This window comes from Caulobacter sp. CCNWLW153, from assembly GCF_036889365.1.
In the GTDB taxonomy this organism is placed as follows: domain Bacteria; phylum Pseudomonadota; class Alphaproteobacteria; order Caulobacterales; family Caulobacteraceae; genus Caulobacter; species Caulobacter radicis.
On sequence record NZ_JBAKFV010000001.1, the window covers coordinates 609,233 to 635,121 of the forward strand.

At 69.8% G+C, this 25,889-nt stretch carries 25 protein-coding genes; 10 read left to right on the forward strand and 15 right to left on the reverse strand.

Annotated features, from left to right (window positions below):
- Window positions 1–92 precede the first annotated feature (92 nt).
- Genes V6S85_RS02765 through V6S85_RS02785 form a run of 5 tightly spaced genes read left to right on the forward strand, consistent with a single transcriptional unit; the run spans window position 93 to window position 5,639 of the window.
- Entirely contained in the window at window positions 93–1,352 is a 1,260-nt protein-coding gene (locus tag V6S85_RS02765; RefSeq protein ID WP_334347971.1) for a hydrolase, read from the forward strand.
- The gene (locus V6S85_RS02770; RefSeq protein WP_116566817.1) at window positions 1,353–2,357 is read left to right on the forward strand and encodes an arginine N-succinyltransferase; all 1,005 of its coding nucleotides are present in this window, start codon (window positions 1,353–1,355) and stop codon (window positions 2,355–2,357) included. It begins immediately after the preceding gene.
- Complete coding sequence (gene astD / locus V6S85_RS02775; RefSeq protein WP_334347972.1) at window positions 2,354–3,802, forward strand: succinylglutamate-semialdehyde dehydrogenase; 1,449 nt, start codon at window positions 2,354–2,356, stop codon at window positions 3,800–3,802. Before V6S85_RS02770 ends, astD begins: the two co-directional genes overlap by 4 nt.
- Complete coding sequence (locus V6S85_RS02780) at window positions 3,799–5,136, forward strand: N-succinylarginine dihydrolase (RefSeq protein ID WP_334347973.1); 1,338 nt, start codon at window positions 3,799–3,801, stop codon at window positions 5,134–5,136. Before astD ends, V6S85_RS02780 begins: the two co-directional genes overlap by 4 nt.
- On the forward strand, window positions 5,133–5,639 hold the full coding sequence (locus V6S85_RS02785) for a GNAT family N-acetyltransferase (RefSeq protein WP_334347974.1): 507 nt from the start codon (window positions 5,133–5,135) through the stop codon (window positions 5,637–5,639). The genes V6S85_RS02780 and V6S85_RS02785 overlap by 4 nt, the downstream gene beginning before the upstream one ends.
- 126 nt (window positions 5,640–5,765) lie before the next feature.
- Here the strand turns inward: V6S85_RS02785 and V6S85_RS02790 are convergent, their stop codons facing one another.
- Genes V6S85_RS02790 through V6S85_RS02810 form a run of 5 tightly spaced genes read right to left on the reverse strand, consistent with a single transcriptional unit; the run spans window position 5,766 to window position 10,242 of the window.
- Complete coding sequence (locus V6S85_RS02790; protein WP_334347975.1) at window positions 5,766–6,665, reverse strand: polysaccharide deacetylase family protein; 900 nt, start codon at window positions 6,663–6,665, stop codon at window positions 5,766–5,768.
- Window positions 6,652–7,596: a polysaccharide deacetylase family protein gene (locus V6S85_RS02795; protein WP_116566827.1), complete on the reverse strand. Its 945-nt coding sequence runs from the start codon at window positions 7,594–7,596 to the stop codon at window positions 6,652–6,654. Before V6S85_RS02795 ends, V6S85_RS02790 begins: the two co-directional genes overlap by 14 nt.
- Before the next feature lie 17 nt (window positions 7,597–7,613).
- A complete protein-coding gene (locus V6S85_RS02800; protein ID WP_334347976.1) occupies window positions 7,614–8,474 on the reverse strand; it encodes an isocitrate lyase/PEP mutase family protein in 861 nt (286 codons plus the stop codon).
- Entirely contained in the window at window positions 8,471–8,959 is a 489-nt protein-coding gene (locus V6S85_RS02805; RefSeq protein ID WP_165828807.1) for a LeuD/DmdB family oxidoreductase small subunit, read from the reverse strand. Before V6S85_RS02805 ends, V6S85_RS02800 begins: the two co-directional genes overlap by 4 nt.
- Window positions 8,959–10,242 carry an aconitase/3-isopropylmalate dehydratase large subunit family protein gene (locus tag V6S85_RS02810; RefSeq protein WP_334347977.1) on the reverse strand — a complete coding sequence of 428 codons (1,284 nt, stop codon included), beginning with the start codon at window positions 10,240–10,242 and terminating at the stop codon, window positions 8,959–8,961. The genes V6S85_RS02805 and V6S85_RS02810 overlap by 1 nt, the downstream gene beginning before the upstream one ends.
- A gap of 123 nt (window positions 10,243–10,365) precedes the next feature.
- On the opposite strand from V6S85_RS02810, the gene V6S85_RS02815 reads away from it, so the two are divergent.
- Together V6S85_RS02815 and V6S85_RS02820 are read left to right on the forward strand one after the other, a co-directional pair.
- Window positions 10,366–11,556, forward strand: a complete 1,191-nt coding sequence (locus V6S85_RS02815; protein WP_116566836.1) for an acyl-CoA dehydrogenase — start codon at window positions 10,366–10,368, stop codon at window positions 11,554–11,556.
- A 13-nt stretch (window positions 11,557–11,569) separates the two neighbouring features.
- Window positions 11,570–12,292, forward strand: coding sequence for a hypothetical protein (locus V6S85_RS02820; RefSeq protein WP_116566838.1), 723 nt, complete (start codon window positions 11,570–11,572; stop codon window positions 12,290–12,292).
- A gap of 180 nt (window positions 12,293–12,472) precedes the next feature.
- Here the strand turns inward: V6S85_RS02820 and V6S85_RS02825 are convergent, their stop codons facing one another.
- The 10 genes from V6S85_RS02825 to V6S85_RS02870 all read right to left on the reverse strand — a co-directional run bounded on the left by V6S85_RS02825 (window position 12,473) and on the right by V6S85_RS02870 (window position 23,435).
- Window positions 12,473–13,255, reverse strand: a complete 783-nt coding sequence (locus V6S85_RS02825) for an enoyl-CoA hydratase-related protein (protein WP_334347978.1) — start codon at window positions 13,253–13,255, stop codon at window positions 12,473–12,475.
- Complete coding sequence (locus V6S85_RS02830; RefSeq protein WP_334347980.1) at window positions 13,252–14,583, reverse strand: amidase; 1,332 nt, start codon at window positions 14,581–14,583, stop codon at window positions 13,252–13,254. Before V6S85_RS02830 ends, V6S85_RS02825 begins: the two co-directional genes overlap by 4 nt.
- 1 nt (window position 14,584) lies before the next feature.
- On the reverse strand, window positions 14,585–15,982 hold the full coding sequence (locus tag V6S85_RS02835; protein ID WP_334347981.1) for a phenylacetate--CoA ligase family protein: 1,398 nt from the start codon (window positions 15,980–15,982) through the stop codon (window positions 14,585–14,587).
- Between the two features lie 17 nt (window positions 15,983–15,999).
- A complete protein-coding gene (locus V6S85_RS02840) occupies window positions 16,000–17,355 on the reverse strand; it encodes an MmgE/PrpD family protein (RefSeq protein ID WP_334347983.1) in 1,356 nt (451 codons plus the stop codon).
- Between the two features lie 361 nt (window positions 17,356–17,716).
- On the reverse strand, window positions 17,717–18,826 hold the full coding sequence (locus tag V6S85_RS02845; RefSeq protein ID WP_334347984.1) for a CaiB/BaiF CoA transferase family protein: 1,110 nt from the start codon (window positions 18,824–18,826) through the stop codon (window positions 17,717–17,719).
- The gene (locus tag V6S85_RS02850) at window positions 18,823–20,007 is read right to left on the reverse strand and encodes a CaiB/BaiF CoA transferase family protein (RefSeq protein WP_334347985.1); all 1,185 of its coding nucleotides are present in this window, start codon (window positions 20,005–20,007) and stop codon (window positions 18,823–18,825) included. The genes V6S85_RS02845 and V6S85_RS02850 overlap by 4 nt, the downstream gene beginning before the upstream one ends.
- Entirely contained in the window at window positions 20,007–21,188 is a 1,182-nt protein-coding gene (locus tag V6S85_RS02855) for an acyl-CoA dehydrogenase family protein (protein WP_334347986.1), read from the reverse strand. Before V6S85_RS02855 ends, V6S85_RS02850 begins: the two co-directional genes overlap by 1 nt.
- 1 nt (window position 21,189) lies before the next feature.
- The gene (locus V6S85_RS02860; protein ID WP_334347987.1) at window positions 21,190–21,711 is read right to left on the reverse strand and encodes a MaoC family dehydratase; all 522 of its coding nucleotides are present in this window, start codon (window positions 21,709–21,711) and stop codon (window positions 21,190–21,192) included.
- 18 nt (window positions 21,712–21,729) lie between these two features.
- Window positions 21,730–22,530: an HpcH/HpaI aldolase/citrate lyase family protein gene (locus tag V6S85_RS02865; RefSeq protein ID WP_334347988.1), complete on the reverse strand. Its 801-nt coding sequence runs from the start codon at window positions 22,528–22,530 to the stop codon at window positions 21,730–21,732.
- A gap of 5 nt (window positions 22,531–22,535) precedes the next feature.
- The gene (locus V6S85_RS02870; RefSeq protein WP_116566858.1) at window positions 22,536–23,435 is read right to left on the reverse strand and encodes a polysaccharide deacetylase family protein; all 900 of its coding nucleotides are present in this window, start codon (window positions 23,433–23,435) and stop codon (window positions 22,536–22,538) included.
- Window positions 23,436–23,556: 121 nt separating this feature from the next.
- Here V6S85_RS02870 and V6S85_RS02875 point away from each other — a divergent pair, with 121 nt between their 5' ends.
- From V6S85_RS02875 to V6S85_RS02885, 3 genes are all read left to right on the forward strand, one after another.
- Window positions 23,557–23,871, forward strand: a complete 315-nt coding sequence (locus V6S85_RS02875) for an REDY-like protein HapK (protein WP_101717773.1) — start codon at window positions 23,557–23,559, stop codon at window positions 23,869–23,871.
- Window positions 23,872–23,873: 2 nt separating this feature from the next.
- Window positions 23,874–24,713 (forward strand): SDR family NAD(P)-dependent oxidoreductase, encoded by an 840-nt coding sequence (locus V6S85_RS02880; RefSeq protein WP_334347989.1) that lies wholly within the window; start codon window positions 23,874–23,876, stop codon window positions 24,711–24,713.
- Window positions 24,714–24,827: 114 nt separating this feature from the next.
- Complete coding sequence (locus V6S85_RS02885) at window positions 24,828–25,829, forward strand: MDR family NADP-dependent oxidoreductase (protein WP_116566864.1); 1,002 nt, start codon at window positions 24,828–24,830, stop codon at window positions 25,827–25,829.
- The last annotated feature ends 60 nt before the right edge of the window (window positions 25,830–25,889 follow it).

The window sequence follows — 25,889 nt, forward strand, 5'->3', positions numbered from 1 at the left end:
TGTTGCGCGGGCGCCCGGTTTCCCTTCGAAAGGAAACAACGTTTTGCCCGCGCTCCCTGGACTAGGCTTTGGCCAAGGGAGACAGCGAATCCATGCGGATCGACGACGAAGATCGGGCTGTCCTGGGGAGTTTGGCCGCCGATGGGCCCCGGATGATCGACCGGGCCGTCGCCTGGTGCGCCATCAACTCGGGCAGCCGCCACATCGCCGGCCTTGAACGGCAGCGGCAGGTTCTGGTCGAGGCCTTCTCGGCTCTGCCGGCGGCTCCGGCCGAAGTGCCCTTGACCGCCTCGCCGGAGATCGCCGCGGACGGCCGACAGGTCGAGCAGACGCATCCGCCGGCTATCGCCGTCGTCGTTCGACCAGAGGCGCCCGTGCAGGTCGTGCTGACCGGCCACTACGACACCGTCTATCCCGAGAGCTCGACCTTCCAGACCGTCAGCACCCGCCCCGACGGCGCGCTGCACGGCCCGGGCATCGCCGACATGAAGGGCGGTCTTTCGGTGATGCTCGGCGCGCTGGAGGCCTTTGAGCGCCACCCCAAGGCCGGCAACCTCGGTTATCGCGTGCTGATCTCGCCCGACGAGGAGATCGGCTCGATCGCCTCGGCCCCGGTCCTGGCCGACTTCGCGCGCCTGGGCCATGTGGGCCTGACCTACGAGCCGGCCCTTGCCGACGGCGCCCTGGCCAGCGTGCGCAAGGGCTCGGGCAATTTCCACATCGTCGTCCATGGTCGCGCCGCCCATGCCGGCCGCGACTTCGCCTCCGGCCGCAACGCGGTGATGGAGGCCGCGCGGCTGGCCCAGGCCCTGCACGCGCTGAACGGTCGTCGGGAGGGCGTCACCCTCAACGTCGCCAAGATCGATGGCGGCGCGCCGCTGAACATGGTGCCCGACGTCGCGGTGCTGCGGTTCAACGTCCGCTTTCCTTCGGCCGTCGACGCCGCCTGGCTGGAGGGCGAGATCGCCGCCATCGTGGCCGCCACGACGGGCGACGGCCTGCACGCCCACCTGCACGGCCGCATCACCCGCGGGGCCAAGCCGTTCAACGCCGCCCAGGAAAGGCTCTTCGGCGCGGTGAAGGAAGTCGGCGCGCTGCTCGGCCAGGACATCGCCTGGAAGCCGTCGGGCGGGGTCTGCGAGGGCAACAACCTCTTCGCCTCTGGCTTGCCCAACATCGACAGCCTGGGCGTGCGCGGCGGCGACATCCACAGCGAGGCCGAGCATGCCTGGCCCGCCAGCTTCGTCGAGCGCGCCCAGCTGTCGGCCCTGACCCTGATGAAACTGGCGAGCGGCGACATCGACGCCCACGCGATCCGCGCGGCCATGGCCGCCATGCCGGAGACACTCTGAATGCTCGTCGTGCGTCCCGCCGGATCGGCGGATTTCGACTCCCTGATGGAACTGGCCGTGCTTTCGGGACGGGGCTTCACCAGTCTGCCCGAGGACGAGCCGACCCTGCGCGAGCGCCTGGCGCTGTCGGAGGCCAGCTTCCAGGCCGGCGTCGCACCGCTGGAGGCCTGGTACACCCTGATGCTGGAGGACCTGGAGACCGGCGTCGTCGACGGCGTCGCCGGGGTCAAGGCGGCGGTCGGCATCAAGCGGCCGTTCTTCTCGTTCCGGGTGGTGACCCTGGCCCAGTCCTCGCCGGTGCTGGAGATGCGCTTCGACCACAAGGCCCTCGTCCTGGTGAACGAGTGCGCCGGCTGGTCTGAGGTCGGCTCGCTGTTCCTGCGTCCGGAGAAGCGCAAGGGCGGGGCGGGGCGCCTCCTGGCCCAGTCGCGCTACATGCTGATCGGCATCGAGCCGCAGCGGTTTTCCGAGATGGTGCTGGCCGAGCTGCGTGGCTGGTTCGACGACGACGGCTCGTGTCCGTTCTGGGAGCACCTGGCCAGCAAGTTCTTCCGGCTGGACTTCGACCAGGCCGACCTGATGAGCGCCTCGACCAACGGCCAGTTCATCCTCGACCTGGCGCCGCGCCACCCGATCTATACCGAGCTGCTGGCCCCGGCCGCGCGTGACGTCATAGGCAAGGTCCATCGCGACGGCGAGGCCGCCCGGGCCATGCTGGAGCGCGAGGGCTTCCGCTACCAGGGCCTGGTCGACCTGTTCGACGCCGGCCCCACGGTGGCCGCGCCCCGCGATGACATCCGCACCGTGCGCGACGCCCGCCGTCTGCGTGTGAAGATCGGCGAGGACGCGTTCGGCGAGGAGGCCCTGATCTCGACCACCGAGGTCTCGCGGTTCCGCGCCGTGCGGGCGGCGGTGCTGATCGACGGCGAGGCGGCGATCCTGGATCGCGCGACGGCCGACGCCCTGGGCGTGACCGAAGGCGACCATGTGCGGGTGAAGGCATGAGCGGCGTGTTCATCGACGGCGTCTGGAAAAGCGGGCAGGGGCCAGCAGCGGTCTCCACCGACCCCGCCACCGGCGAGGTGGTCTGGCGCGAGGCGACGGCCTCATCGGTCGATGTCGAAGCCGCCGTCGCCGCGGCCCGCAAGGCCTTCCATCCCTGGGCCGACCTGCCGCGCGAAGAGCGGATCGCCATCCTGCGCCGCTACAAGGAGGTGCTGCTCGAACGGGCGGGCGGCTATGCCGAAGCCCTGAGCCGGGAGACCGGCAAGGCGCTGTGGGAGACCAAGGCCGAGATCGGCTCGATGGCCGGCAAGGTCGACGCCTCGATCAAGGCCTATGACGAGCGCACGGGTGTGGCGGAGAACGCCATGCCCTTCGGCCGCGCGGTGCTGCGTCACCGGCCGCATGGGGTGATGGCCGTGCTGGGGCCGTTCAACTTCCCCGGCCACCTGCCCAACGGCCACATCGTGCCGGCCCTGCTGGCCGGCGACACCGTGGTCTTCAAGCCTTCGGAAGAGACGCCTCTGGCCGGCCAACTGCTGGTCGAGGCGCTGGAGGCGGCTGGCGTGCCCGCTGGCGTCGTCAACCTGGTGCAGGGCGGGCGCGAGGTCGGCCAGGCGCTGATCGACCAGGAGATCGACGGCCTGCTGTTCACCGGCTCGGCCCAGGCGGGGACCTTCTTCCGCCGCCATTTCGCCGATCGGCCCGATGTGATCCTGGCCCTGGAGTTGGGCGGCAACAATCCGCTGGTCGCCTGGCAGGCCGGCGATCCGGCCGCCGTCGCGGCCCTGGTGGCGCAGTCGGCCTTCATCACCACCGGCCAGCGCTGCTCCTGCGCCCGCCGGCTGGTCGTGCCCGACGGCGCCGAGGGGCAGGCGATCATCGACGCCGTGCTCGACCTTGTTCCCCGTCTGTCGATCGGGCCGTGGAACGGGGCGGAGCCTTTCATGGGCCCGCTGATCTCCGAACGCGCCGCCGGCCACGCCCTGGCCGCCGCCGGCCGTATCGAGGGACGGCGCCTGCTGGAGCCGGGCCGCATCGAGGGCCTGTCGGGCGCCTTCGTCTCGCCGGGTCTGATCGACGTTACCGGCGTCGACGTGCCGGACGAAGAGATCTTCGCCCCGATCCTGCAGGTGCGCCGCGTCGCCTCGTTCGACGAAGCCCTGGTCGCCGCCAACGCCACTCGCTATGGCCTGTCGGCGGGCCTGGTCAGCGCGAACCCGGCGCTGTGGGACCGCTTCCTGGCGCGCATCCGGGCGGGCGTCATCAACCTCAACCGCCCGACCACCGGCGCGGCCGGAACCATGCCGTTCGGCGGTCTGGGCGCCTCGGGCAACCACCGTCCCAGCGCCTACTACGCCGCCGACTACTGCGCCTATCCCGTGGCCAGCTTCGAGGCCGGGGCAGTGCTCGACACCACGGCCGACATCAAGGGCCTGCGCGCATGACGGCCGTCGAGGCCAATTGCGACGGCCTGGTCGGCCCGACCCACTCCTATGTCGGCCTGTCGCCCGGCAATATCGCCAGCCAGGTCAACGCCGGTCAGGTCTCCGACCCGCGCGCGGCGGTGCTGGAGGGGCTCGACAAGATGCGCCGCCTGGCCGACTGGGGCGTGCCGCAGTTCGTGCTGCCGCCGCACGAGCGGCCGGACGTGCGGTTCCTGAAGTCCATCGGTTTCGCCGGCTCCGACGCCGCCGTCATAGAAGCCGCCTGGAAGACCGCGCCCGCCCTGGCCGCCGCCGCGTGCTCGGCCTCGCCGATGTGGGCCGCCAACGCGGCGACCGTCACCCCCAGCGCCGACACCGCCGACGGCCGGGTGCACTTCACGCCGGCCAACCTGCTGACCAACCTGCACCGCAGCCTGGAAGGCCCGCAGACCGCCCGGTCCTTGCGCCGGCTGTTCCCGGACGAGATGCGCTTCGCCGTCCATGACCCGCTGCCGGGCCAGCCGCACTTCGCCGACGAGGGCGCGGCCAATCACGTGCGGCTCTGCGCCGAGCACGGCGCTCCTGGGGTCAACCTCTTTGTCTGGGGCCGTGAAGCCTGGGAACACTGGAGCGGCACCTATCCGGCCCGCCAGACCCGAGAGGCCTTCGAGGCCATCCAGCGTCGCCACGCCGCCGCCCGCGCCGTCTTCCCCCGCCAGGGGCGCCGCGCCATCGCCGGCGGGGCCTTCCACAACGACGTGGTGTGCGTGGGCACGCGCGAGACCCTGTTCTTCCACGAGGCCGCTTTCGAGGATCGCGCCGCCATGGAAGCGCAGGTCCGCCGCGCCGCCGAGGGGCTGTTCGAGCCGGCGTTCGTCGAGGTCTCCGAGGCCGACCTGCCGATCGAGGACCTGGTGAAGAGCTACCTCTTCAACTCCCAGCTTCTCGTCCTGCCCGGCGAGGATCGCCTGGTGCTGCTGGCCCCCGGCGAGACCCGCGACAATCCCCGCGCTCGCGCGGTCGCCGAAGGCGTCGTCGCGTCCAACGGCCCGATCGGCCGGGTCGAGTACGCCGACGTCCGCCAGAGCATGCGCAACGGCGGCGGCCCGGCCTGCCTGCGCCTGCGGGTGGTGTTGACCGACGACGAACTGGCCGCCGCCAATCCCGCGCAGCGCTTTGATGCCGTGCTGCACGCCCGTCTCGCCGACTGGGGAGCGCGCCGCTATCGCGACCGCCTGGCGCCCGCCGACCTGGCCGACCCGGCCCTGCTGGTCGAAAGTCGCGAGGCGCTCGACGAACTTACGGCCATTCTCGACCTTGGCGGCGGGTTCTATCCGTTCCAGAGAGACGGATGAGCTTCACGATCCGCCCGACCCGGCCGTACGACGCGATCCCGATCGCCGCCGTCCACCGCGCCACGGCCTCTATCCCCGGCGGCATCGCACGGCGGCCGGAGGAGATCACCGACGCCTACATCAATCGGATCCTGCATGAGGCCCTGGCCGACGGCGTGGGCCTGGTGGCCGTGGAGGAGGGCGGCGGCGTCATTGGCGAGATCCACGCGGTGCGCATCCCGGTGAAGCTGTTCTCGCATGTGCTGTCCGACCTGACCGTGGCCGTGCATCCCGACTGGCGGGGCAGGGGCGTCGGATCGGCCCTGTTCCAGGCGCTGTTCGCCGCCGCCCGGGCGATGGAGCCGGCGATCGTGCGGGTGGAACTGAACGCCGGAGCCGGTAATGCCGGCGCGATCCGGCTCTACGAGCGGTTGGGGTTTCGCATCGAAGGTCGGCTGGAGAAGCGCGGGCGCTTCCCGGACGGGACGTTCGAGGACGACATCGCCATGGGGCTCATCCTCTGATCCCTCTCCCCTTGCGGGAGAGGGTGGCCTCGCGGAGCGAGGTCGGGTGAGGGGTCTCTCAGAGCCGTCCGCGCGCCCCCTCATCCGTCGGCTACGCCGACACCTTCTCCCGCAAGGGGAGAAGGATCAGGAGGCGATCTCGCGAGCCGTCATCGCCTTCACGCCCATCTCCCCCAGCCCCGTCAGCAACCGTCGCAGGGCCGAGATCCGGAACGGCTGACCCGTCACGTACGGCGTCAGGGTAAAGCCCAGCAAGCGCGCGCCGAACCGATCGGCGCCTTGGGCCAGATAGTCCGCCGCCTCCAGCACCTGGATCGCCCACTCGTCCTCGCTCTGGCGACGGTCGATCATCAGCGAGCGGTCGTCGAGCTCGTTGGACAAAGGCAGGCCGATCACCTCGCCGGCGTCTGTCTTCATCGGCACGGGAACCTCGTCCTGTTCCCAGTCGAGGCAGATGTCGAAGCCGGCGGCGCGGATCAGGTCGAGCGTGGCGAACGACTGCTGCCGGGCTGGGCTCAGCCAGGCGCGGGGCTTGAGGCCCGCGGCGTCGAACCGTGCGCGCACCTCTGCGACCCACGCGGCTTCGGTCTCGCGATCAAGCCCGCCCCAGTGGATGTGGGTGGTCGACAGGCCATAGGCGGCGATCTCGTGGCCGTCTGCCAGGATCGCCTCGACCAGGGGCTTTAGCCGCTCCAGTTGGTCGGCGTTGATCGGGAAGGTCGCCTTCATCCCCGCCGCCTTCAGGGCCTCGAGGATGCGGTAGACGCCCACCCGGTTGCCGTAGTCGCGCGTCGTGTAGTGGCGCAGGTCCGGATAGGGAGTGACCATGGCGCCCGGATGCTTGAACGGCTTGCCCGGCGGATTGAGCGGATGGTGCTCGATCGGCACGACGATCATCGCCGCCACCGCCGCGCCGCCAGGCCAGGCGATCGGGGCGCGCTCAGCCGCGGTGCGCCAGGCGTAGCGATCCTGGTCCATGCCGTAGGACCGATGCGGATAGATCAGGTGCTCGTCAGGCAGCGGCATTGCTAAACCCCGTTCCCGGCGTGGTCAGGCCCCGGGCGGCGATGTCGGCCACGGTCTGGTCGAAGTAGTTGTCGCGATAGTGCTGCGCGATCTCGCGGGCCGTGGTGATCCAGACCTCGTCGTGGCCGGCGATGTGGCGCAGGGCGTCCTCGAACGGCCGGATGCGATGCGGCTGGCTGACCAGATAGGCGTGCAGCGGGATGCACATCACCGTGCCCGACTTCTCGCCTTCTTCCAGAAGCTGGTCGAAGTGGCGCTTGAGCACGTCGGCGTAGCGCCAGGGGCTCATCGACAGCGCGCCGTAGGTGATGACGTCGTTGACCTCCAGCGAATAGGGCATCGAGATCAGCTTGCCGGTCCTGGTCTTCACCGGCTGGGGCTGGTCGTCCTGGAAGAGGTCGCAGGTGTACCAGAAGTCGTTTTCGGCCAGCAGGTCGAAGGTCTTCTCGGTGTGGGTCAGGGCTGGGGCCAGGTAGCCGCGGATGCGCTGGCCGGTGGCGGCCTCGACCGAGCGGATCGAATCCTCGATCACCGCCCGCTCCTGGGCCTCGTCCATGCCGTAGGAGAAGCGGGTGTTGTAGATGCCGTGGCTGAAGAACTCCCAGTTCCGCGCCACGCAGGCCTCGATGATCTCCGGATGGTGGTCCAGCAGGCCGACCGACAGCGAGATCGAGCCGCGCATGCCGTACTTGTCGAGCAGCTCCATCAGCCGCCAGTGGCCGACCCGGTTGCCCCAGTCGCGCTGCGAGTAGCCGACGACGTCCGGCGAAGGCTTCGGCCAGCCGGGACGCTGCGGGTTCTTGGGCGGATCGAACTCGTAGTATTCGATGTTGGGTGCGATCCAGAAGGCCAGCTTCTTGCCGCCGGGCCAGACGATCTTGGGCCGGTCGCGATAGGGCCAGTGATCGTAGAGGTTGGGATCGGCCTGCATCGGTTACGCCTCCAGACTCACCCGGCGGCGTAGGCCGCGCCGGTCTTGGCCATATCAGCAAGGCCGATGCGGTCGTTCACGCCGCCCATGTCGATCATCCGCTCTGCGAACGGACGGGTCGCGCCGTTGGCCTTCAGGCTGGCCAGGAAGGCCTCGGCGGTCGGCACCAGGGCCCGCACCAGCGCGCCGGGCGAGATCACCAGCTTGAAGCCGATGCGGCCCAGTTCGGCGGCGTCCAGCAGCGGGGTCTTGCCCCCCTCGACCATGTTGGCCAGCAGCGGAACCCTGCCTGCGAAGGCGTGGGCGATGGCGCTCATCTCGCCGATGGTGCGCGGAGCCTCGACGAACAGCACGTCGGCGCCAGCCTCGACATAGGCGTGGGCGCGGTCGAGGGCGGCCTCGAAGCCTTCGACGCCGATCGCATCCGTGCGGGCGATGATCAGGGTCTGGTCGCTGGCCCGGGCGTCGAGCGCCGCGCGGATCTTGCCGGCCATCTCAGCCGTCGGCACGAGGCTCTTGTCGGCCAGGTGTCCGCACTTCTTGGGAAAGGTCTGGTCTTCCAACTGGATCGCGGAGGCCCCCATGCGCTCGAAGATGCGCACCGTGCGCTGCACGTTGACCGCGTTGCCGAAGCCCGTATCGCCGTCGACGATCAGGGGCAGGGAGACGCGCTCGGCCACCCGCCCCACCACGTCGGCCACATGGTCGAACGAGACGAGGCCGATGTCGGGTCGCCCCAGCTGGGTGTAGGCGATCGAGGCGCCCGAGAGGTAGATCGCCTCGAAGCCGGCCTGCTCGATCAGCAGGGCCGAGAGGGCGTCGTAGGCGCCGGGGGCCAGTAGCGGCGTGTCTTGGGCGAGGCGGTCGCGCAGGCTCATGCGGCGGCTCCCTTCAGGCGTCGTTTCAGGTGCGGGATCAGGCCGCCGTCGTCGATCATCGCCATCAGGTGCGGCGGGATCGGCGTCAGGGCGTAGGTCTTGCCCGTGGTGATGTTCTCGAGACGTCCGGCGACCGGATCCAGAAGGACCCGATCGCCGTCGCTCACCTCGCCGACCTGGGGAAACACGAAGGCCGGCAAGCCGAGGTTGATGGCGTTGCGGTAGAAGATGCGGGCGAACGAGGTCGCCAGCACCGCGGAGACGCCAAGTAGTCGTAGGGAGACGGCCGCCTGCTCGCGCGACGAGCCGAGGCCGAAATTGGCGCCGGCGAACACGACGTCGCCGGGCTGAACCGTGGAAGCGAAGTCCGGTGCGATGGCCCGCAGGCAATGCTGCGCCAGCTGCGCCGGCGGCAGCTTCATCAGGTTGCCGGGAGCCAGCAGGTCGGTGTCGATGGCGTCGCCGAAGACGAAGGCGCGGGACATCAGGCGGCTCCCGTCAGGAAGGGGCGAGGATCGACGATGCGGCCGGCGGCGGCCGCGGCGGCCACGGCGTAGGGCGAGCCGAGATAGACGTTGGCCCCGGCATGGCCCATGCGGCCTTGGAAGTTGCGATTGGTCGACGAGATGCAGGTCTCGCCTTTCGCCAGGATTCCCGCGCCCATGCCGGCGCAGGCTCCGCAGCCCGAGGGCATCAGCACCGCCCCGGCCGCCAGCAGGGTCTCCATCACGCCCTCGCGCGCGGCCAGTTCAGCCGTCCGTGCCGAGCCTGGAGCCACCAGCAGCCGCACGCCCGGCGCTACGCGGCGGCCCTTCAGCACGTCGGCGGCCATGCGCAGGTCCTCGATCTTGGCCCCCACGCAGGCGCCGATATAGGCTTGGTCGATGTGGACCTCTGCGAAATCCGATGCGTCGCGGGTGTTGGCCGGCGAATGCGGGGCGGCGATCTGCGGCGCGAGGTCGGAGGCGTCGAAGCGGTGAATGGCGGCGTAGGTCGCGTCGGCGTCCGAGTGCAGGGCCAGGGCCGCGGCTTCGTCCGCCACCGGTGCGCCGCGCGCGGCCAGATAGGCGAAGGTGACGGCGTCCGGCGCAACCACCCCCGTCTCGGCGCCCAGTTCGGCCGCCATGTTGGCCAGCACCATGCGCTCGGCGATCGGCATCGATTCAACGAGGGGGCCGGCGAACTCCACCGCCTTGAAGGCGTTGTCCATGCCCAGCTCCCGGCACAGGAACAGCATGACGTCCTTGGCGGTGACCCCGCGGGCGAAGCTGCCGGTCCACTCGACGCGGATCGTCTCGGGTACGGCCAGCCAGGTCTCGCCGGTGGCGGCGATGGCGGCCATGTCCGTGGCGCCGTAGCCGGCCGCGTAGGCCCCGAAGGCGCCGGCCGTGGGCGTATGGCTGTCGCCGCCGGCTATGAAGGCGCCCGGACGGATCAGGCCATGCTCGGGCAGCACAAGGTGACAGATGCCGACCATGTCGAAGAACGCCGAGACGCCATAGTCGCGGGCGAAGTCGCGGGTGGTCTTCAGGATCGCCGCCGACTCCGCGTCGACGGCCGGCACATAGTGGTCGGAGACGATGGCCACCTTGGCCGGGTCCCATAGGCCGACGCCAAGCTCTTCCAGCAGCGGACGCCAGCGGCGCGGGCCGCTGCTGTCGTGCGCGAAGGCCAGATCCACCTTGGCCGTCACGAGGTCGCCGGCGCGCACGTCCGGCAGGCCCGCGGCCTTGGCGATCACCTTCTCGACGAGCGTCCGTCCGTCCAACCTAGTCGCCTCCCGGTCAAATCCAGCGGCGACCGGGGTAGGCGCGGGACCCCCGGCTAGAAAGGCGGAAGTTCAGATCAATTGCTGTGCGGTCATTTCCGGCCGCCGGAGGACTTCACGGCCATGCCCCTCGACGCCGCCCGCACCATCCCCGCCTTCGACTGGCGCGACCCGCTCGCCCTCGACGCCCGCCTGACCGAGGACGAGCGCCTGATCCGCGACGCCGCTCGCGCTTACGCCCAGGAGCAACTGCTGCCGCGCGTGGTCTCCGCCTATGCCGACGGCCGCTTCGATCGCGAGATCATGAAGGAGATGGGCGAGCTGGGCCTGCTCGGCTCGACCCTGCCGGAGGAATATGGCGGCGCGGCCGTCAGCCACGTGGCCTACGGCCTGATCGCCGCCGAGATCGAGGCCGTCGACAGCGGCTATCGCTCGGCCATGAGCGTGCAGTCGTCGCTGGTCATGTACCCGATCTACGCCTTCGGCTCGGAAGAGCAGAAGCGCAAGTGGCTGCCCGGCATGGCGCGGGGCGAATTGATCGGCTGCTTCGGCCTGACCGAGGCCGATGGCGGTTCGGACCCGGGCTCGATGCGCACCGTGGCCCGCAAGGTCGACGGCGGCTATCTGCTCAACGGCGCCAAGATGTGGATCACCAACAGCCCGATCGCCGACGTGGCGGTGGTCTGGGCCAAGCTCGACGGCGAAATCCGCGGCTTCCTGGTCGAGCGCGGGACCGAGGGGTTCAGCACCCCGAAGATCGACGACAAGCTCAGCTTGCGCGCCTCTATCACCGGCGAGATCGTGCTGCAGGACGTGCTGGTGTCCGACGACGCCATCCTGCCGGGCGTGAAGGGTCTGCGCGGTCCGTTCTCGTGCCTCAACAAGGCCCGCTACGGCATCGCCTGGGGCGCGATGGGCGCTGCGCGCTTCTGCCTGGAGACTAGCGCGGCCTATGTGGCCGACCGCGTCGTCTTCGGCCGTCCGCTGGCCGGCCGCCAGCTGATCCAGAAGAAGCTGGCCGACATGCAGACCGAGATCGCCCTGGGCTTCGAAGGCGCGCTGGCCCTGGGCCGTCGCCTCGACGCCGGCGACTGGGTCCCCGAGGCCATCAGCCTCCTGAAGCGCAACAACTGCGGCAAGGCCCTGATCATCGCCCGCGAGGCCCGCGACATCCACGGCGGGGCCGGCATCTCCGGCGCCAGCCACGTGATGCGCCACGCCGCCAACCTCGAGACGGTCAACACCTACGAAGGCGCGGCCGACGTCCACGCCCTGATCCTGGGCCGGGCGATCACCGGCCTGGCGGCGTTTTGAGGGGAGGCGAGCGATGAAGCACCAGACCATCCGCGGAAAGATCCTCTACACCTCGCGCAAGCCCGGCCGGGAAGGCCAGGAGCGGGGTCGCGAGCATTTCACCATGACCCGCCACACCGACGGCAAGGTGACGATCCGCGCCCAGTGCGAGATCGACGAGCCCGATCCCACCGTCCTGCGCGACGCGATCTATTCGCTCGACGAGCACGGCCGGCCGATGGACCTGCACCTGCGCCTGACGGTCGGTGACAGGTTCATGGGCTCGGGCTGGTTCCGGTTCACGGAGGACTTCATCGAGTGCGAGAGCTACGGTCCGTCGATCGGTCGTCTGTCGCAGAAGATGCCGACCAATGGCTTCTTCGACGGCTTCGGCACCCACCCGATCATCGGCGACGCCTACATCTGCAAGGTGATGGACGTCGCCAAGGGGCCGCACAAGCGCAAGCTGCGCATCTTCCTGCCCTCGGTCGACCACCGGGGCGCCACCCCGCCGCAGATCGTCGAGAGCAGCATCACGCTGGAATATGTCGGCGAGGAGGAAACCACGACGCCGGCCGGGACCTTCGCCTGCCGCCGTTTCCGCTTCCTCGGCGAGGACGGCGGCATGGTCAGCAAGGACGGCGAGCACCCGACCTATGACATGTGGGTGACTGCCGACGATCACTCGCTGTTCGTGAAGGGCGGCGTCGGCGGCTACATGCAGACCTGGTACGAACTGGTGGAGTTGGAGCGGTAGGGCGTTCGCGCGCCCGCCCGAGCCAACAAAGCTTGCCTCCCTCGCCCTTGTGGCGAGGGCCCATGCTGGCGACCGCTCAGACCTTGGCCTTCCTGCCGAGGTCTGAGCGGTTGAACCCTGGGTCCTGGGCGCAAGGCCCAGGAAGACGATCTAGTTTGAACTTACGGAGCCAAGCGGCTCTCACCGCTCCGGAAACACCGGCTTCCGCTTCTCCAGGAACGCCGAGCGCCCCTCGATGAAGTCCGGCCCGGACACCGAGGCCACGAAGGCCGCCCGCGTCGCCGCGTCGTCCTCGACGGCGCCGGCCAGGATGGCTCGGATCGTCGCCTTGATCGCCCGGACCGTCACTTGAGAGGCCGCCGCGATTTCGGCCGCCTTGGCGGTCGCGGCCGCCGGAACATCGACTTCCACCGCGTCGACCAGCCCAAGCCGGAGCGCTTCCTCGGCGCCCAGCAGCCGCCCCGTGAACAGGATGTCCCGCGCCGCCGACGCGCCGACGGCGTCGACCAGGCGCTTGGTGTCTTCCAGGCTGTAGGTCAGGCCGAGCTTGGCGGGCGTGATGGCCAGGCGCGCCTCCGACGCGGCGATCCGCAGGTCGCAGGCCAGGGCGACGGCCAGGCCGCCGCCGACGCAGGCGCCTTCGATCGCGGCCAGCACGGGCTTTTGCAGTTCCGCGATCGCCCCGATCCCGGCGGCGATGGCGGCGTTGTAGTCGGCGGCGCTCTGCGGCGTCGCATACACCGCCTCGAACTCGCCGATGTCGGCCCCGGCCGCGAAATGGCCGGCGCGTCCGGTGACGACCAGCACCTTGGCGTCCGAGGAGGCGAAGGCGGCGCAGGCTTCGGGCAGGGCGCGCCACATGGCCAGCGTGATGGCGTTACGCTTGGCGGGCCGGTCGAAGGCCAGGGTCGCGACATCGCCGTTGATGGCGAGGGTCAAGGCCCCCTCGGCGAAGGCGGTCATCGGAAGGTCTCCGGAACGGCGGCTGGAGCGAGGGCGCGAGCCAGTCGCACGGCCAGGGTCTGGGTAGGGCCGTCGGTCATACCGATCACCTGCAGCGACAGCGGCAGGCCGTCGGCCTCGCCGGCGGGCAGGGCGAACGCCGGGGCTCCCAGCACGTTGCCCAGGGCCGTCAGGTCGGCCTGGCTGGCGGGGACCGGGGCGCCGAAGGCGAAGGCCTGTTGTGGTGTCGTCGGGGTCAGAATTCCGGAATATAGCCTTGTTGTATCTAGGATTTTCCGCTTGCTTTCAGCCAGAAGGCGATAGGCTTCGGCCAGGCGGGCCGGCGTCTGTCGCCCCCCCCAGGCCAGCAGCGACCGCAGTTCCGGCGTGAAGCCTTCCGGGTCCAGGGCCAGGGCGCGGCGATGCTCGATACCACCCTCGACCTCGCTGATCAGCAGGCCGGCGCGGCGCAGCGCGCCGAGGTCCAGGTCGTCGATCCGCAGCCGCTTCAGCCGCCAGCCTGCGGCCGTCAGGATGTCCAGGGTGCGGGTGAAGCTGGCCGCCACCACCGGCTCCAGCATCACCAGGTCGTCGAGATCCAGCACCGCCAGCGGTCGTTCGTCGGTCTCGGAGCCTTCCTCGACGCCGCAAGCGCGCGCGACCAGCGCCGCGTCCTCGACCGAGCGGGCGTGGACGCCGACGTGATCGAGGGTCCAGGACAGCGCCGTGACGCCGTCGGTCGGGATCGCGCCCAGCGCCGGCTTATAGCCCACGACGCCGCAATAGGACGACGGCAGGCGCACGCTGCCCATGGTGTCGGTGCCCAGGGCCGCAGCGCACAGCCCTGCCGCCACGGCCGCCGCCGAGCCGCCCGAGGAGCCGCCGGGGGTGAAGCCGGCGCGATGCGGGTTCTCGCAGCGCCCCAGGAAGGTGTTGTCGTTGGTCGCGCCCAGCGCGGCCTCGTGCATGTTCAGCGTGCCGAGGATCACCGCGCCCGCCGCGCGCAATTGCGCCACGCAGGCGGCGTCGGCCGGCGCGACGTTGCCGGCGTAGGCCTTGATCCCTGCGGTATGCGCCATGCCCTCGACGGCGATGTTGGCTTTCACGGCGATCGGCGCGCCGTCGATCGGCGACAGCGGCTTGCCCTCCGCCCAACGCCGGGCGCTGGCCCGCGCCTCGATCCGCGCACCGGCGGGGTCCAGTTCGACCACGGCGTTGATCGCGGGGTTCAAGCGCTCGATCCGGGCGAGGTAGGCCTCGGTGACGTCCACGGGGCTGACGCCGGCGGCGTAGAGCGCGGGCAAGCCGGCGACGCCGGCCGCGACGATGGGGTCGGAAAAACCCGTCACCTCAGTAGCGCTCGTCGATCAGGCGGATCGGCTTCTGGCGCACGTCGATCTGGGTCAGGCCCGCCGTGGCGCCCTTCGGGGCCAGCTCGACCTCGACCTCGATGCCGATCTTGCGCTTGAGGACCTCGCCATAGAAGCTGGCGATATCGCGCCATTCCGCCGTCGGCGCCGTGGTTTCGGCGGTCACCGAGAAGCTGTCGCGGCCGGTGGCGTCACGACGGGCGTGGCAGATGAATTCGCCCGCGAAGGCCGGCGCATGCTCGAGCATCGCGCCGACGCCCTGCGGGAAGATGTTTATGCCGCGGATCTTGACCATGTTGTCCGAACGACCCAGGAACCCCTCGATCCGCTGGAACACCACGTCGATCGAAGACGGCTTGGGGATCGCCCGCGTCACGTCGTGGGTGTTGAAGCGGATCAGCGGATAGAGATCGTCCTTGAAGAGGCAGGTGACCACCATGTCGCCCAACTCGCCGGGGGCGACGGCCGCGCCGGTGTCGATGTCGCAGATCTCCAGGTAATGGGCGTCCTCGTGCACGTAGAGGCCGTCGCGGTCGGGGCCTTCGCCGGCGATCAGGCCGGTGTCGCCCACGCCGTACCAGTCGAAGCACTTGGCCCCGCCCCAGGCCTTCTCCATCGCCGCCCGGTCCTCGCGGCCCAGGTGCGCCGAGATCAGCCGCACTGGAATGTCACGGCCCGGCTCGATGCCCATCTCGACGGCCGTGTCGGCCAGTTTCTTGAGGTAGTCGCCAAAGCCCACCAGCACGGTGGCGCCGAAGCGCTTCATCACTTCGACCTGCTGGGCCGAGCGGGTCTCGACCCCGGTGCCGGCCGACAGGAAGACGGCGCTGGTCCAGCGGGTCACGGCCTCGCGCACGTAGTGGCCGCCGTTGATCATGCCATGGCCGTAGACCGAATGGACCACGTCGTCGGGCGCCAATCCCTGGAACTGGTAGTTGCGGGCCAGCAGCAGGTTCTGCACCTCGCGGCTCTTGGGGCCGAACAGCAGCACCTGGGGTGAACCGGTGGTGCCCGAGGTCGTGTGCAGCATCACCGGCGGCCGCCCGCCGTCCGGATAGCCCTCGAAGCCGGCGAAGTCACCGAACGGCGGCTGGCGCTCCAGCGAGGCCATGATGTCGGACTTGTCGAAGCTGGGCAGCCCGGGCAGGTCGTCCAGCGAGCGGATGTCGCCGGGCTGGATCCCGGCCGCGCCCCAGAGGCGCTGATAGAAGGTCGTCTTCCAGGCCCGGGCCACGCAGCGCAGGAACAGGCGGTTCTGCAACGCCCGCAGTTCGTCGCGGCTGGTGGTTGTGGCGAACCGGGTGAAGGCCTCGCCGATCGGGTGGTCGGCGACGATGGCCGGATAGTCGAGCGACTGCCAGTAGGTCTGGTGAGGCATGGGAAACCTTGGGGAGCTCAGCCGCCGCTGGCGAGGAGGAAGGCCTCGCGGGCGTCGGCCAGGGTGTCGAAGCGGTCGAAGAGGTCGGTCAGAGAGGCGTGGACGGCCTCCATGCCGACGAAGGCCAGGCACGAGCGGGCCTTTTCCAGGTGCTCGTCGCGGCTCATCGGGAAGTCGGGCGAACCGAGCTGCGCGGTGACGTCGAGCACGATCTCGCGGCCGTCCTTCAGCCGCGCGACGGCGCGGGCCGGCACGAAGGCGGCGGGGTCGGGATTGCCGTCGCTTTCCACGACGATGCGGGCGGCCAGGGCCAGCACGTCGGGCTCGTTCAGGCGCTGCGGCGTGTAGTCGTCCAGGCCCACGCGGCCCCGGGTAAGCATGACGGCGGCCAGGTAGGGCAGGCAGAGGCGGGCATAGGCCGTGTCCATCTCCGGCGTGGCGACACGGCCCACCAAGTGGCGGATCAGTGGCGGGGCCGAATAGGTCAGGCTCTCCAGGTCGCCAGGACACACGCCGTGCTCGGTCTTGAGCTTGCGCATCGCCACCAGGCCCCCGTGGCAGGCGCGGCCCGTAGGGAAGGGCTTGCAGGCGACCTCGGCGATGCGGCGCCGGTCCTTGAGGTCGGCCAGCACCGGTTCGAGGTCGAAGCCGGCCTCGAACAGCGGCAGGTAGCCGAAGGGACCCTCAAGCCAGTCGCGCGGACCAGGCAGGCCGGCCTGCGCGACGTCGATCGCCTGCAGGGCCGAGCGGGCGGCGGCGGCGACCTGGACGGGCAGGGCGGGCTTGCCTTCGGTGTGAGCCTGCATGGTGCCGCTGCTGAAGGCGAGGGCGTAGCCCATGGCGTCCATCGCCGTCTCGCGCGGCAGGCGCTTCAGGCGGGCCAGGGCGGCGGTGGCGCCGAACACCCCCGCCGTGGCCGGCCGGAAGAAGCGCAGGGGCGTCGTTGCAGCGACCCCCAGCGCGATGGCGACATCCACCCCGGCGACCATGGCCGCCAGCACCTCTTCGCCGGAATGGGGACCGGAACGGTCCAACTCGGCGATCAGGGCCGGCACGATGGTCGGCAGCGGGTGCAGCACGGCCTTCTCGTGGACCGAGTCATACTCCTGCCCGTGCAGTTGGAAGGCGTTGACGAAGGCGGCCTGGGCGGGGGGCAGGCGCAGGCCTGGGCGGCCCAGCACCAAGCCGTCGCCCTCGCCGCCCCAGCCGCGCGCGGCGGTCAGGATGGCGTCGGAATAGGCCGCCCCGGCGCCGGCCGCCCCGACCGCCACCGCATCGTGCAGCAGCCGGCGGGCGTCGGCCTGTACGGAGTCGGGCAGGGCGTCCCAGCGCAGGGAAAGGGCGTGGTCGACAAGGGCTTGCGCGGCGATCATGCGGCGACGCTAGCAGCGGCGCCGGTCGCTCTCAGGCGCGGCGTTCGGGTTTGCGCGCACAGCGGACAACCGCGCCGCTGTCCGCCAGTCGAGCAAACGCGAAATCCCCGTCACGATGTGACGAGACGCGTTCAGCCTTCCGTTCGCGGATCTTCCGGGGGGATGGTCCGCGATGCAGGAGAGCCGCCATGCTGATGCGTGTTCTGTTGTTGCTGACCAGCGCGTTCTTGCTGATGGAGGCCGGACCGATGCTTCTGGCCCAGATGGAGCGCGAGCGGACGGGATCCTGACGTCTTCCTCTTCCAACTTGCTCGTCGCCCCGGCGCTCTGGCTAGGGTGACGAGCTTTTGGAAGGGGGAGGCTACCGGTCCCGCCATCCCGCCGGACCCGCGCCCAGGACAGGCGGAACCGGGTCGATGACCGCCGGCTCGGCTGAGAACAGGATCGGCGTGCCGACGATCTCTGCGCCCTCGGCGTCGCGCGACAGCATGCCCCGCGCTTCCAGGGCCGGATCATCGAAGGCTTCCTTCAAGGTTCGCACCGGCGCGAAACAGACGTCGCGGCCTTCGAACCAGGCTTCCCATTCGGCCCGTGTCCTGGTGGCGAACGCCTCGCGTAGGAAAGCCCGCAGCGGTTCCTGGCTAGGCCCCGGCTGAAGCTCGGCATAGGGCAGCAGGTCCAGGCGATCGAGACCCGCCAGCAGGTTGCGGGCGAACTTCACCTCAGACCCGCCCAGGCAGATCCATTGGCCGTCGGCGCACTCATAGAGGCCGTACATGGCGTTGCCGCCCCACGAGCGCTCGTCCTTGGGAATATGAGCCTCGCCGGTGGCGAAGATCTTGCCGGTGACGTTCGGCGTCCAGGCCAGCAGGCTGTCGTACATGGCCACGTCCAGGTAGTCGCCCAAGCCCGTCTTCCCGCGCCGCAGCAGGGCCATCAGCACGCCCGAGAGCGCCGTCAGGCTGGCCAGGGCGTCGGCGACCGGCATGTTGGGCGGGGTCGGCTTGCCGTCGAAGCCTTCGCTCAAGCTCACCATGCCGGCCAGGGCCTGCACCGCGATGTCGTGCGCGGGTCGATCGCGATAGGGACCGGTCTGGCCGAAGGCCGAGATCGCCACGTAGACGATCCCGGGATTGCGGGCCTTCACGGCCTCGTAGTCGAAGCCCAGCCGCTGGATCACGCCCGGCCGGAAGGCCTCGACCACCACGTCGGCCTCGGCGGCCAGGTCGAGCAGCAGGGCGCGGCCCTCGGCGGACTTGAGGTCGACCTGGATGCTGCGCTTGCCGCGGCTGGTGTTGCGGAACCAGACGCTCGTCCCGTTTTTGCGATAGCCGATCTCGCGCGCGGGATCGCCCTCGCCGGGCGGTTCCACCTTCAGCACGTCCGCGCCGTGGTCGGCCATCATCAGGGTCAGCATCGGCCCCGGCAGGAAGAACGACAGGTCGAGAACGCGGACGCCTTCCAGCTTCACGAGGCAGCTCCCCCAATGGACTTCAAGACTTCGTCGGTATGCTCGCCGAGCTTGGGCGCCCGTGCTCCCGGCATCCGTTCGCCGTCGATCTTCACGGGGCAGGCCAGCATGGCCAAGCCTTCCGCTCGGTCAGGATGGGCGACGACGTCGCGCATGCCGACCTCGGCCACGAACGGATTGTCCAGCGCGTCCATCATTTCCAGGATCGGCGCGAACGGGACCTTGCCGCCGAGCAGGGCGGTCCAGTCCGCGGTCGTGCGGGTCCCAAACAGCACGTCCATCGCCTCGCTCAGGGCGGGGCGGTTGGCGTGGCGGCTGGGGATGTCGGTAAAGCGCGGGTCGGCCTTCAGCTCGGCGGCGCCGGAAAGATCGCACAGCGCCTCCCAGAACTTCGGCGTCTGGCACATGACCAGGCCCCATCCGTTGGCGGTCTTCACCGCCTGCGACGGCGCGATCGACGGGTGGGCGCCGCGCGGCAGGCGCTGGACCTTGTAGCCCTCGTTCATCGCCCAGACGGCGGGATAGGACAGCTGGTGCAGGGCCACGTCGAACAGCGAGACGTCGACGTCGCAGCCTTGCCCCGTCGTCCGCGCCGACAGCAGGGCGCTGACCACGCCGAAGGCCAGCATGGTGCCGGTCATGAAGTCGACCATCGACACGCCCAGCCGCGCCGGCGGCGCATCCGGCTCGCCGGTCAGGCTCATCAGCCCGGCCTCGGCCTGCATCAGGTAGTCGTAGCCCGGCCAGCCGGCCCGGCTGTTGCCGCGCCCGTAAGCGGAAAGGTGGCCGCAGACGATGGCGGGGTTTGCGCCCTTCAGGTCGTCATAGGTCAGCCGCATCTTGCCGGGCTGGTCGCCGCGCAGGTTGTCGACCACCATGTCGGCCTGGGCCACCAAGCCCTCGAAGGCGGCGCGGCCCTCGGGCGTCTTGATGTCCACGGCGATGGACTTCTTCGACCGCGAGAAGGTCTGAAAGAACTGGCTGTCGGCCGGTCCGAGAAAGAACGGGCCGGTGGCGCGGCTGACGTCGCCGCCCATGGCCGGGGCCTCGATCTTGACGACCTCGGCGCCCAGCTCGGCCATCAGCTGGGTGGCGTAGGGGCCGGCGCCGTATTGTTCGACGGCCAGCACCTTGATCCCTGCCAGGGGGCGACGCCCCCCCGTCTTCAGATTGGCAGTCATCAGACCGGGTTCCGGGCCACGAGCTGGCGGGCGATGATGATCCGCTGCATCTCGTTGGTGCCTTCGCCGATGCACATCAGCGGGGCGTCACGGAACAGCCGCTCGATCGGATATTCCTTCGAATAGCCATAGGCGCCGTGGATGCGCATGGCCTCAGTGGCCACTTCCAGCGCCGTCTCCGACGCGAAGTATTTGGCCATGCCAGCTTCCATGTCGACGCGCTCGCCGCGGTCGTAGGCCTTGGCGGCGTCTTCGACGAGCAGCTCCGAGGCGCGGGTCTTGGCGCCCATCTCGCCTAGCTTCAGCTGGACGGCCTGGTGCTGGGCGATCGGCTTGCCCATGGTCTTGCGGACCTGGGCGTACTTGACGCTCTCCATCAGCGCGCGCTTGGCGATGCCGACCGAGCGGGCGGCGACGTTGATGCGGCCGATCTCCAGGCCGCCGGTGGCCATCAGGAAGCCCTGGCCCTCCTCGCCGCCGACCAGGCACAGCTCGGCGTCGCAGCGATAGTCCTCGAACACGAACTCGCCGCTGTCGATGCCCTTGTAGCCCAGCTTCTCCAGCTTGCGACCGTTCGTGATGCCGGCGATGGGCGCGCGGGTCTCTGGATCGATCTTCGGGGTGATGAGCATGCTCATCCCCTTGTGGCGCGGCTGGGCTTCGGGGTCGGTCTTGACCAGCAGGGCCGAGACGTGGCCCTCGATGGCGTTGGTGATCCAGGTCTTGGTCCCGTTGACCACATAGTCGGCGCCGTCACGCCGGGCGACCGTGCGGATGCCTTGCAGGTCGGTGCCGGCGTCAGGCTCGGTGAGGCCGAGGCACCCGCGCATCTCGCCGCTGGCGAAGCGGGGCAGCCAGAAGTCCTTCTGCTTCTGCGTGCCGAACTTCTGGACGACCATGGCCATCATCAGGTGCGAGTTGAAGACACCCGTCAGGCTCATCCACTCGGCGCTGATCCTGGTGACGATCCGCGAATAGGTCAGGGCCGAAAGGCCCAGGCCGCCGTACTCCGGGTCGATCAGGGCGCCGAACAGGCCCAGTTCCTTCATGTCCTCGACCAGGGCATGGGGATATTCGTCGTCGTGCTCGAGCTGCATCGCCACGGGGGCGACCTTCTTCTCCAGCCACTTGTCGATGGCGTCGAGGATGGCGCGTTCGTCGGCTTCCGAGATATCGCTCATCCTAGTAGTTCCCGACCTTGTCCTCGACGGCGTGGCCGCGCGCCGGGATCAGCATGTTGCGCTTGAAGGTGCAGACGACCGTGCCGTCCTGGTTCTTGCCCGTGGTCAGGATCGTGACGATGCCCTGGCCGGGCCGCGACTTGCTCTCGCGCTTGGCCAGCACTTCGCTCTCGCCATAGATCGTGTCGCCGGCGAACACCGGGGCGCTGAGCTTCACCTCGTCCATGCCGAGGTTGGCGATGGCCTTCTGCGAGACGTCGGTCACGCTCATGCCGATCAGCAGGGCCAGGGTATAGGGGCTGACCACCAGGTTCTTCTTGAACTCCGAGGCCTTGGCGAACTCGGCGTCGAAGTGCATCGGGTGGGTGTTCAGCGTCAGCAGGGTGAAGAGGTGGTTGTCGTACTCGGTCACCGTCTTGCCGGGGCGATGCTCGTAGACGTCGCCGACGATGAAGTCCTCGAAGTAGCGGCCAAAGGTCTCGCGGTAACGCTGAGGACCGACCTCTTTCCAGTTCTGGGACACGGGTAATCTCCTAGGAATTCAGGCGCGGTCGAGAATGCGGCGGGCCGCGCGGATGACCGGCAGTTCGATCAGCTTGCCGTCCAGCAGGGCGGCGGCCCCGCCGGCGGCGTCGAAGGCCTCGACCACGCGCCAGGCGCGCTCGATCTCGGCGGGCGAGGGGGTGTAGGCGGCGTTCACCGCGGCCACCTGGGCCGGATGGATGCAGGACCGGCCGGTGAAGCCCAGGGCCTTGGCCCGCAGGGTCGAGGCGGTCAGGTCGTCCGGGTCGGCAATGTTCAGGTGCGGCACGTCCAGAGAGGCCACGCTAGAACGGCCACAGGCGGCGACCAGGGTGCTCCGGCCCAGCAACAAGGCGTCCCAGTCCATGGTCGAGCCCAGATCGGCAGACAGGTCGGCCCCGCCGAACAGGGCGCCGGCCACGCCGCTTGCGGCGCAGATCTCGAAGGCCCGGCGCAGGCCCTCGGCCGACTCGACGACGGGCCAGAGCGGCAGGTCTGGCAGCACTTCGCCGGCGGTCAGCAGGTCTTCCGGCGCGGCGACCTTGGGGATCATCAGGAAGTCGGGGCGCGCCTGGCTTTCGGCCAGGGCGACCAGGTCCTTCAAGCCTTCCAGCGTGCGCACGCCGTTGATCCGCAGGCCGACGACGGCGCTGCGAGGCTGCGCCAGGAAGGCGAGGGCGGAAGCGCGTGCTTCGCCCTTGCCGGCCGGCTGCACGGCGTCCTCCAGGTCGATGCAGACGGCGTCTGCGCCGGCGTCCAGCGCCTTGCCGAAGCGATCCGGGCGCGTCCCGGGCACGAAGAGCAGCGAGCGAAAGGTCATAGGCGTCAATCGCCTATCGGCACGGCCTCAGCGAACGCCTGGGCGATTTTTCTCCGACAGGCGATCCAAACGCCGTCCTGGGCGGTCACGTGGTCGAGGAACTTGCGGAAGGCGCCGATGCGGCCCGGGCGGCCGATGATCCGCAGGTGCAGGCCCAGGCTCATCATCCGCGCGCCGACCTCCTGGCTCTCGGCGTGCAGTTCGTCGAAGGTGGCCACGGCGTAGTCCAGCCAGTCCTTGGCGGTCAGCGACGGGGCCAGCCAGAACTTCATGTCGTTGGAGTCCATGGCGTAGGGCAGGATGACCATCGGCTTGCTGGCGCCATCGGCAGTCTCGACGCGGTCCCAAAAGGGGAAGTCGTCGGAATAGTCGTCCATGTGATAGCTGAACCCCGCCTCGGCGATCAGGCGGCGGGTGTTGTCGGTGTGCAGGTAGCGCGACAGCCAGCCTGAGGGACGGGTTCCGATCGTCCGCTCGATCGATTCGGCGGCCTTGGTGATGAACTCGCGCTCCTTGGCCTCGTCCATCCAGAACTGGTGGGTCCAGCGATAGCCGTGGGCGGCCACCTCGTCGCCGCGGGCGCGGATGGCGGCGGCGAGTTCAGGGGCGCGCTCCAGGGCGAGCGCAGCCGCCGTCCAGGTGGCCTCGATCCCGTGCTGGTCGAGGATCCGCAGGATGCGCGGCGCGCCGGCCTTGATGCCGTACAGATAGTTGCTCTCGCTGCCGTGCATCCGCATCGGCTTCTTGGGAACCGCGCCCAGTTCGTCTACCGGCTCGGGACCCTTGTCGCCGTCGCGGATGTTGTGCTCGGCGCCTTCCTCGACATTGACGACGATCGACAGCGCCAGGCGCGAGCCGTCCGGCCAGCGGAAGTCAGCCCTGGGATTTTTGGGGGCGGCGGGCATGGGGCTTTCTCCGTTGGGCGGTCACTTCGCTCGCGGCGCTCGCGCCTTTCGGTGCGGCGCTCCAGCGTGCGGCCTCCAAATCTTCACGGCGGCATGGGAGCCGCAACGGAGGGAGCGCCCGATGGCCGTCACGCGGATTGTCGCCCTGTTCAACCTGAAGCCCGGCGTCTCGGTCGCCGACTACGAAGCCTGGGCCAAGGAACGCGACCTGCCGACGGTCAACGGCCTGAAGTCGATCGACAAGTTCGAGGTCTTCCGCTCGGCCGCCCTGCTCGGGACCGACGCCGCGCCGCCCTATCAGTACGTGGAGATCATCGACGTCGCCGACATGGACGCCTTCGGGGCCGACGTCGCGACGGAAACGATGCAGGCGATCGCCGCCGAGTTCCAGGCCCTGGCCGACACCACCTTCATCGTCACCGAGAAGGTGGGTTGAGCATGGCGGGACGGTTTGAAGGCAAGACGGCGGTCGTCACCGGGTCCGGTCGGCGCGGAGGCCTGGGGGAGGCCATCGCTCGACGCCTGGCGCAGGAGGGAGCGGCGGTAGTCGTCTCCGACATCGGTCGTTCCGTCGATCCTTCTACGCCTGCCGGCATGATCGGCGGGACCGAGGAGATGGAGGCGATCGCCGCCGATCTGCGCCAGTACGGCGGGTCGGCCAGCATCCGACCCTGCGACGTGCGTCGCTGGGACGAGGTCCGGGCGCTGGCCGACCATGCCGTGGAAGCCCACGGCTCGCTCGACATCTGGGTCAACAACGCCGGCATCGGCTACATCATGAAGCCGCTGATGGAGGTCCGCCCCGAGGACTGGTCGGCGGTCATCGACGTCAACCTGACAGGCTGCTTCTACGGTTTGAAGGCCGCGGCCGAGGTGATGATCCCGCAGGGCAAGGGCGGCCGCATCGTCAACATCGCCAGCCAGGCGGCCAAGTCGGGCTTTCCGCACGCCCAGGCCTACACCGCCTCCAAGCACGGCCTGGTCGGCCTGACCCGCTCGGCCGCCATCGAGCTGGGCGCGCACCAGATCACCGTCAACAACGTTTGCCCCAACCACGTGACCACGGGCCTGGGCGCCTGGCAGAACGAGTACTTCGCCAAGGTCACCGGCGCGGCCTCGGTCGAGGCCTATCTGGCCGCCATGGCCGCCCGCATCCCGCTGGGCCGGCCCGGCAAGCCAGAAGACACCGCCGACGCCGTGGCCTTCCTGTGCTCGGACGAGGCCAGGTACATCACCGCCGAGAGCCTCAACGTCTCCGGCGGCGAGGAGCCGCACTAGGCGCGCCATTCCTCCGGCAGGCGGATGTCCGCGACGTAGCGGGGGCTTGGCCCCCATCCGCGTCGCTAGGGTCGGCCAAGAGCCCCGAATCCGGGGCGCCGGAGCGTATCGATCATGACCAAAACCCTGGAAGTCGTCCTCAAGCGTGTGATCGAGGACGTGCCCGTCGCCGCCGATTTCGAGGTGGTCGAGCGCGCCGCGCCGACAACGGCTCCCGCCGGCCAGCTGCTGGTGCGGGTCCTCTATCTGTCCCTCGATCCCTATCTCGGCTCGCGGCTGCGCGGCCGGCACATGGGCGAGCCACGCCCGGCCCCTGGCGAGACCCTGCCGGGCTCGGCCGTCGCCGAAGTCATCGCCTCGGGTCATCCGGATTTCGCGCCCGGCGATCACGTGATCGGCGAGGCCGGCTGGGCGCAGGTGGGCCTGATGGACGCCAAGTTCGCCCGCAAGGTCGATCCGTCGCTGGGCGTCTCCAACCATCTCGGCGTTCTGGGCATGCCGGGCCTGACCGCCTGGGCGGGCGTGACCCAGCTGGCCAAGGTCGGCGCGGGCGACGTCTTCACGGTCGACGCGGCCGCCGGCAGCGTCGGCGGCACGGCGGGCCAGATCGCCAGGATCCTCGGCGCCAAGGCGGTCGGCATCGCCGGCGGCGCCGATAAGGTGGCCCAGGTGGTCGAGCGCTATGGCTTCGACGCCGCCGTCGACTACCGCAACGAGGGCTGGGTCGATGAACTGAAGGGCCTGACCGACGGCGGCCCGACCGTCCACTTCGAGAACGTCGGCCTGCCGATCCTCAACCCGGTGTTCGGCCTGCTGAAGACCTATGGCCGCGTGGTGATCTGCGGCCTGTCGGCTCACTACCACGCCGACGGCCCGCCGCCGCAGTTCGGCCTTGGCCCCATCGTCGGCAAGCGCGCCGCCGTCATGGGCCTGGTGGTCTACGACTTCTATCCGCGCTGGAACGAGTGGGTGAAGACCGCCGAGCCGTGGCTGAAGGAAGGCCGCCTCGTGCAGGTCGAGGACCTGGGCGAGGGTCTCGAGTCGGCGCCGGCCCAGTTCGAGCGCCTGATGAAGGGCGCCAACACCGGCAAGACGCTGGTGAAGGTGGGCGGGTAGTCACCCGTTTCGTCATCCCGGAAGCCGCGCAGCGGTTATCCGGGACCTGGGGGCCGGCGC

What these genes read in the sequence shown, in the direction of transcription:
- astD (WP_334347972.1), top strand. Translation starts at nt 2,354, where the DNA reads ATGAGCGGCGTGTTCATCGACGGCGTCTGGAAAAGCGGGCAGGGGCCA.
- V6S85_RS02800 (WP_334347976.1), bottom strand. Translation starts at nt 8,474, where the DNA reads ATGAGCCTGCGCGACCGCCTCGCCCAAGACACGCCGCTACTGGCCCCC.
- V6S85_RS02805 (WP_165828807.1), bottom strand. Translation starts at nt 8,959, where the DNA reads ATGTCCCGCGCCTTCGTCTTCGGCGACGCCATCGACACCGACCTGCTG.
- V6S85_RS02795 (WP_116566827.1), bottom strand. Translation starts at nt 7,596, where the DNA reads ATGCAGGCCGATCCCAACCTCTACGATCACTGGCCCTATCGCGACCGG.
- V6S85_RS02880 (WP_334347989.1), top strand. Translation starts at nt 23,874, where the DNA reads ATGGCGGGACGGTTTGAAGGCAAGACGGCGGTCGTCACCGGGTCCGGT.
- V6S85_RS02855 (WP_334347986.1), bottom strand. Translation starts at nt 21,188, where the DNA reads ATGAGCGATATCTCGGAAGCCGACGAACGCGCCATCCTCGACGCCATC.
- V6S85_RS02780 (WP_334347973.1), top strand. Translation starts at nt 3,799, where the DNA reads ATGACGGCCGTCGAGGCCAATTGCGACGGCCTGGTCGGCCCGACCCAC.
- V6S85_RS02835 (WP_334347981.1), bottom strand. Translation starts at nt 15,982, where the DNA reads ATGCCTCACCAGACCTACTGGCAGTCGCTCGACTATCCGGCCATCGTC.
- V6S85_RS02885 (WP_116566864.1), top strand. Translation starts at nt 24,828, where the DNA reads ATGACCAAAACCCTGGAAGTCGTCCTCAAGCGTGTGATCGAGGACGTG.
- V6S85_RS02785 (WP_334347974.1), top strand. Translation starts at nt 5,133, where the DNA reads ATGAGCTTCACGATCCGCCCGACCCGGCCGTACGACGCGATCCCGATC.
- V6S85_RS02820 (WP_116566838.1), top strand. Translation starts at nt 11,570, where the DNA reads ATGAAGCACCAGACCATCCGCGGAAAGATCCTCTACACCTCGCGCAAG.
- V6S85_RS02765 (WP_334347971.1), top strand. Translation starts at nt 93, where the DNA reads ATGCGGATCGACGACGAAGATCGGGCTGTCCTGGGGAGTTTGGCCGCC.
- V6S85_RS02875 (WP_101717773.1), top strand. Translation starts at nt 23,557, where the DNA reads ATGGCCGTCACGCGGATTGTCGCCCTGTTCAACCTGAAGCCCGGCGTC.
- V6S85_RS02870 (WP_116566858.1), bottom strand. Translation starts at nt 23,435, where the DNA reads ATGCCCGCCGCCCCCAAAAATCCCAGGGCTGACTTCCGCTGGCCGGAC.
- V6S85_RS02770 (WP_116566817.1), top strand. Translation starts at nt 1,353, where the DNA reads ATGCTCGTCGTGCGTCCCGCCGGATCGGCGGATTTCGACTCCCTGATG.
- V6S85_RS02790 (WP_334347975.1), bottom strand. Translation starts at nt 6,665, where the DNA reads ATGCCGCTGCCTGACGAGCACCTGATCTATCCGCATCGGTCCTACGGC.
- V6S85_RS02815 (WP_116566836.1), top strand. Translation starts at nt 10,366, where the DNA reads ATGCCCCTCGACGCCGCCCGCACCATCCCCGCCTTCGACTGGCGCGAC.
- V6S85_RS02850 (WP_334347985.1), bottom strand. Translation starts at nt 20,007, where the DNA reads ATGACTGCCAATCTGAAGACGGGGGGGCGTCGCCCCCTGGCAGGGATC.
- V6S85_RS02840 (WP_334347983.1), bottom strand. Translation starts at nt 17,355, where the DNA reads ATGATCGCCGCGCAAGCCCTTGTCGACCACGCCCTTTCCCTGCGCTGG.
- V6S85_RS02865 (WP_334347988.1), bottom strand. Translation starts at nt 22,530, where the DNA reads ATGACCTTTCGCTCGCTGCTCTTCGTGCCCGGGACGCGCCCGGATCGC.
- V6S85_RS02825 (WP_334347978.1), bottom strand. Translation starts at nt 13,255, where the DNA reads ATGACCGCCTTCGCCGAGGGGGCCTTGACCCTCGCCATCAACGGCGAT.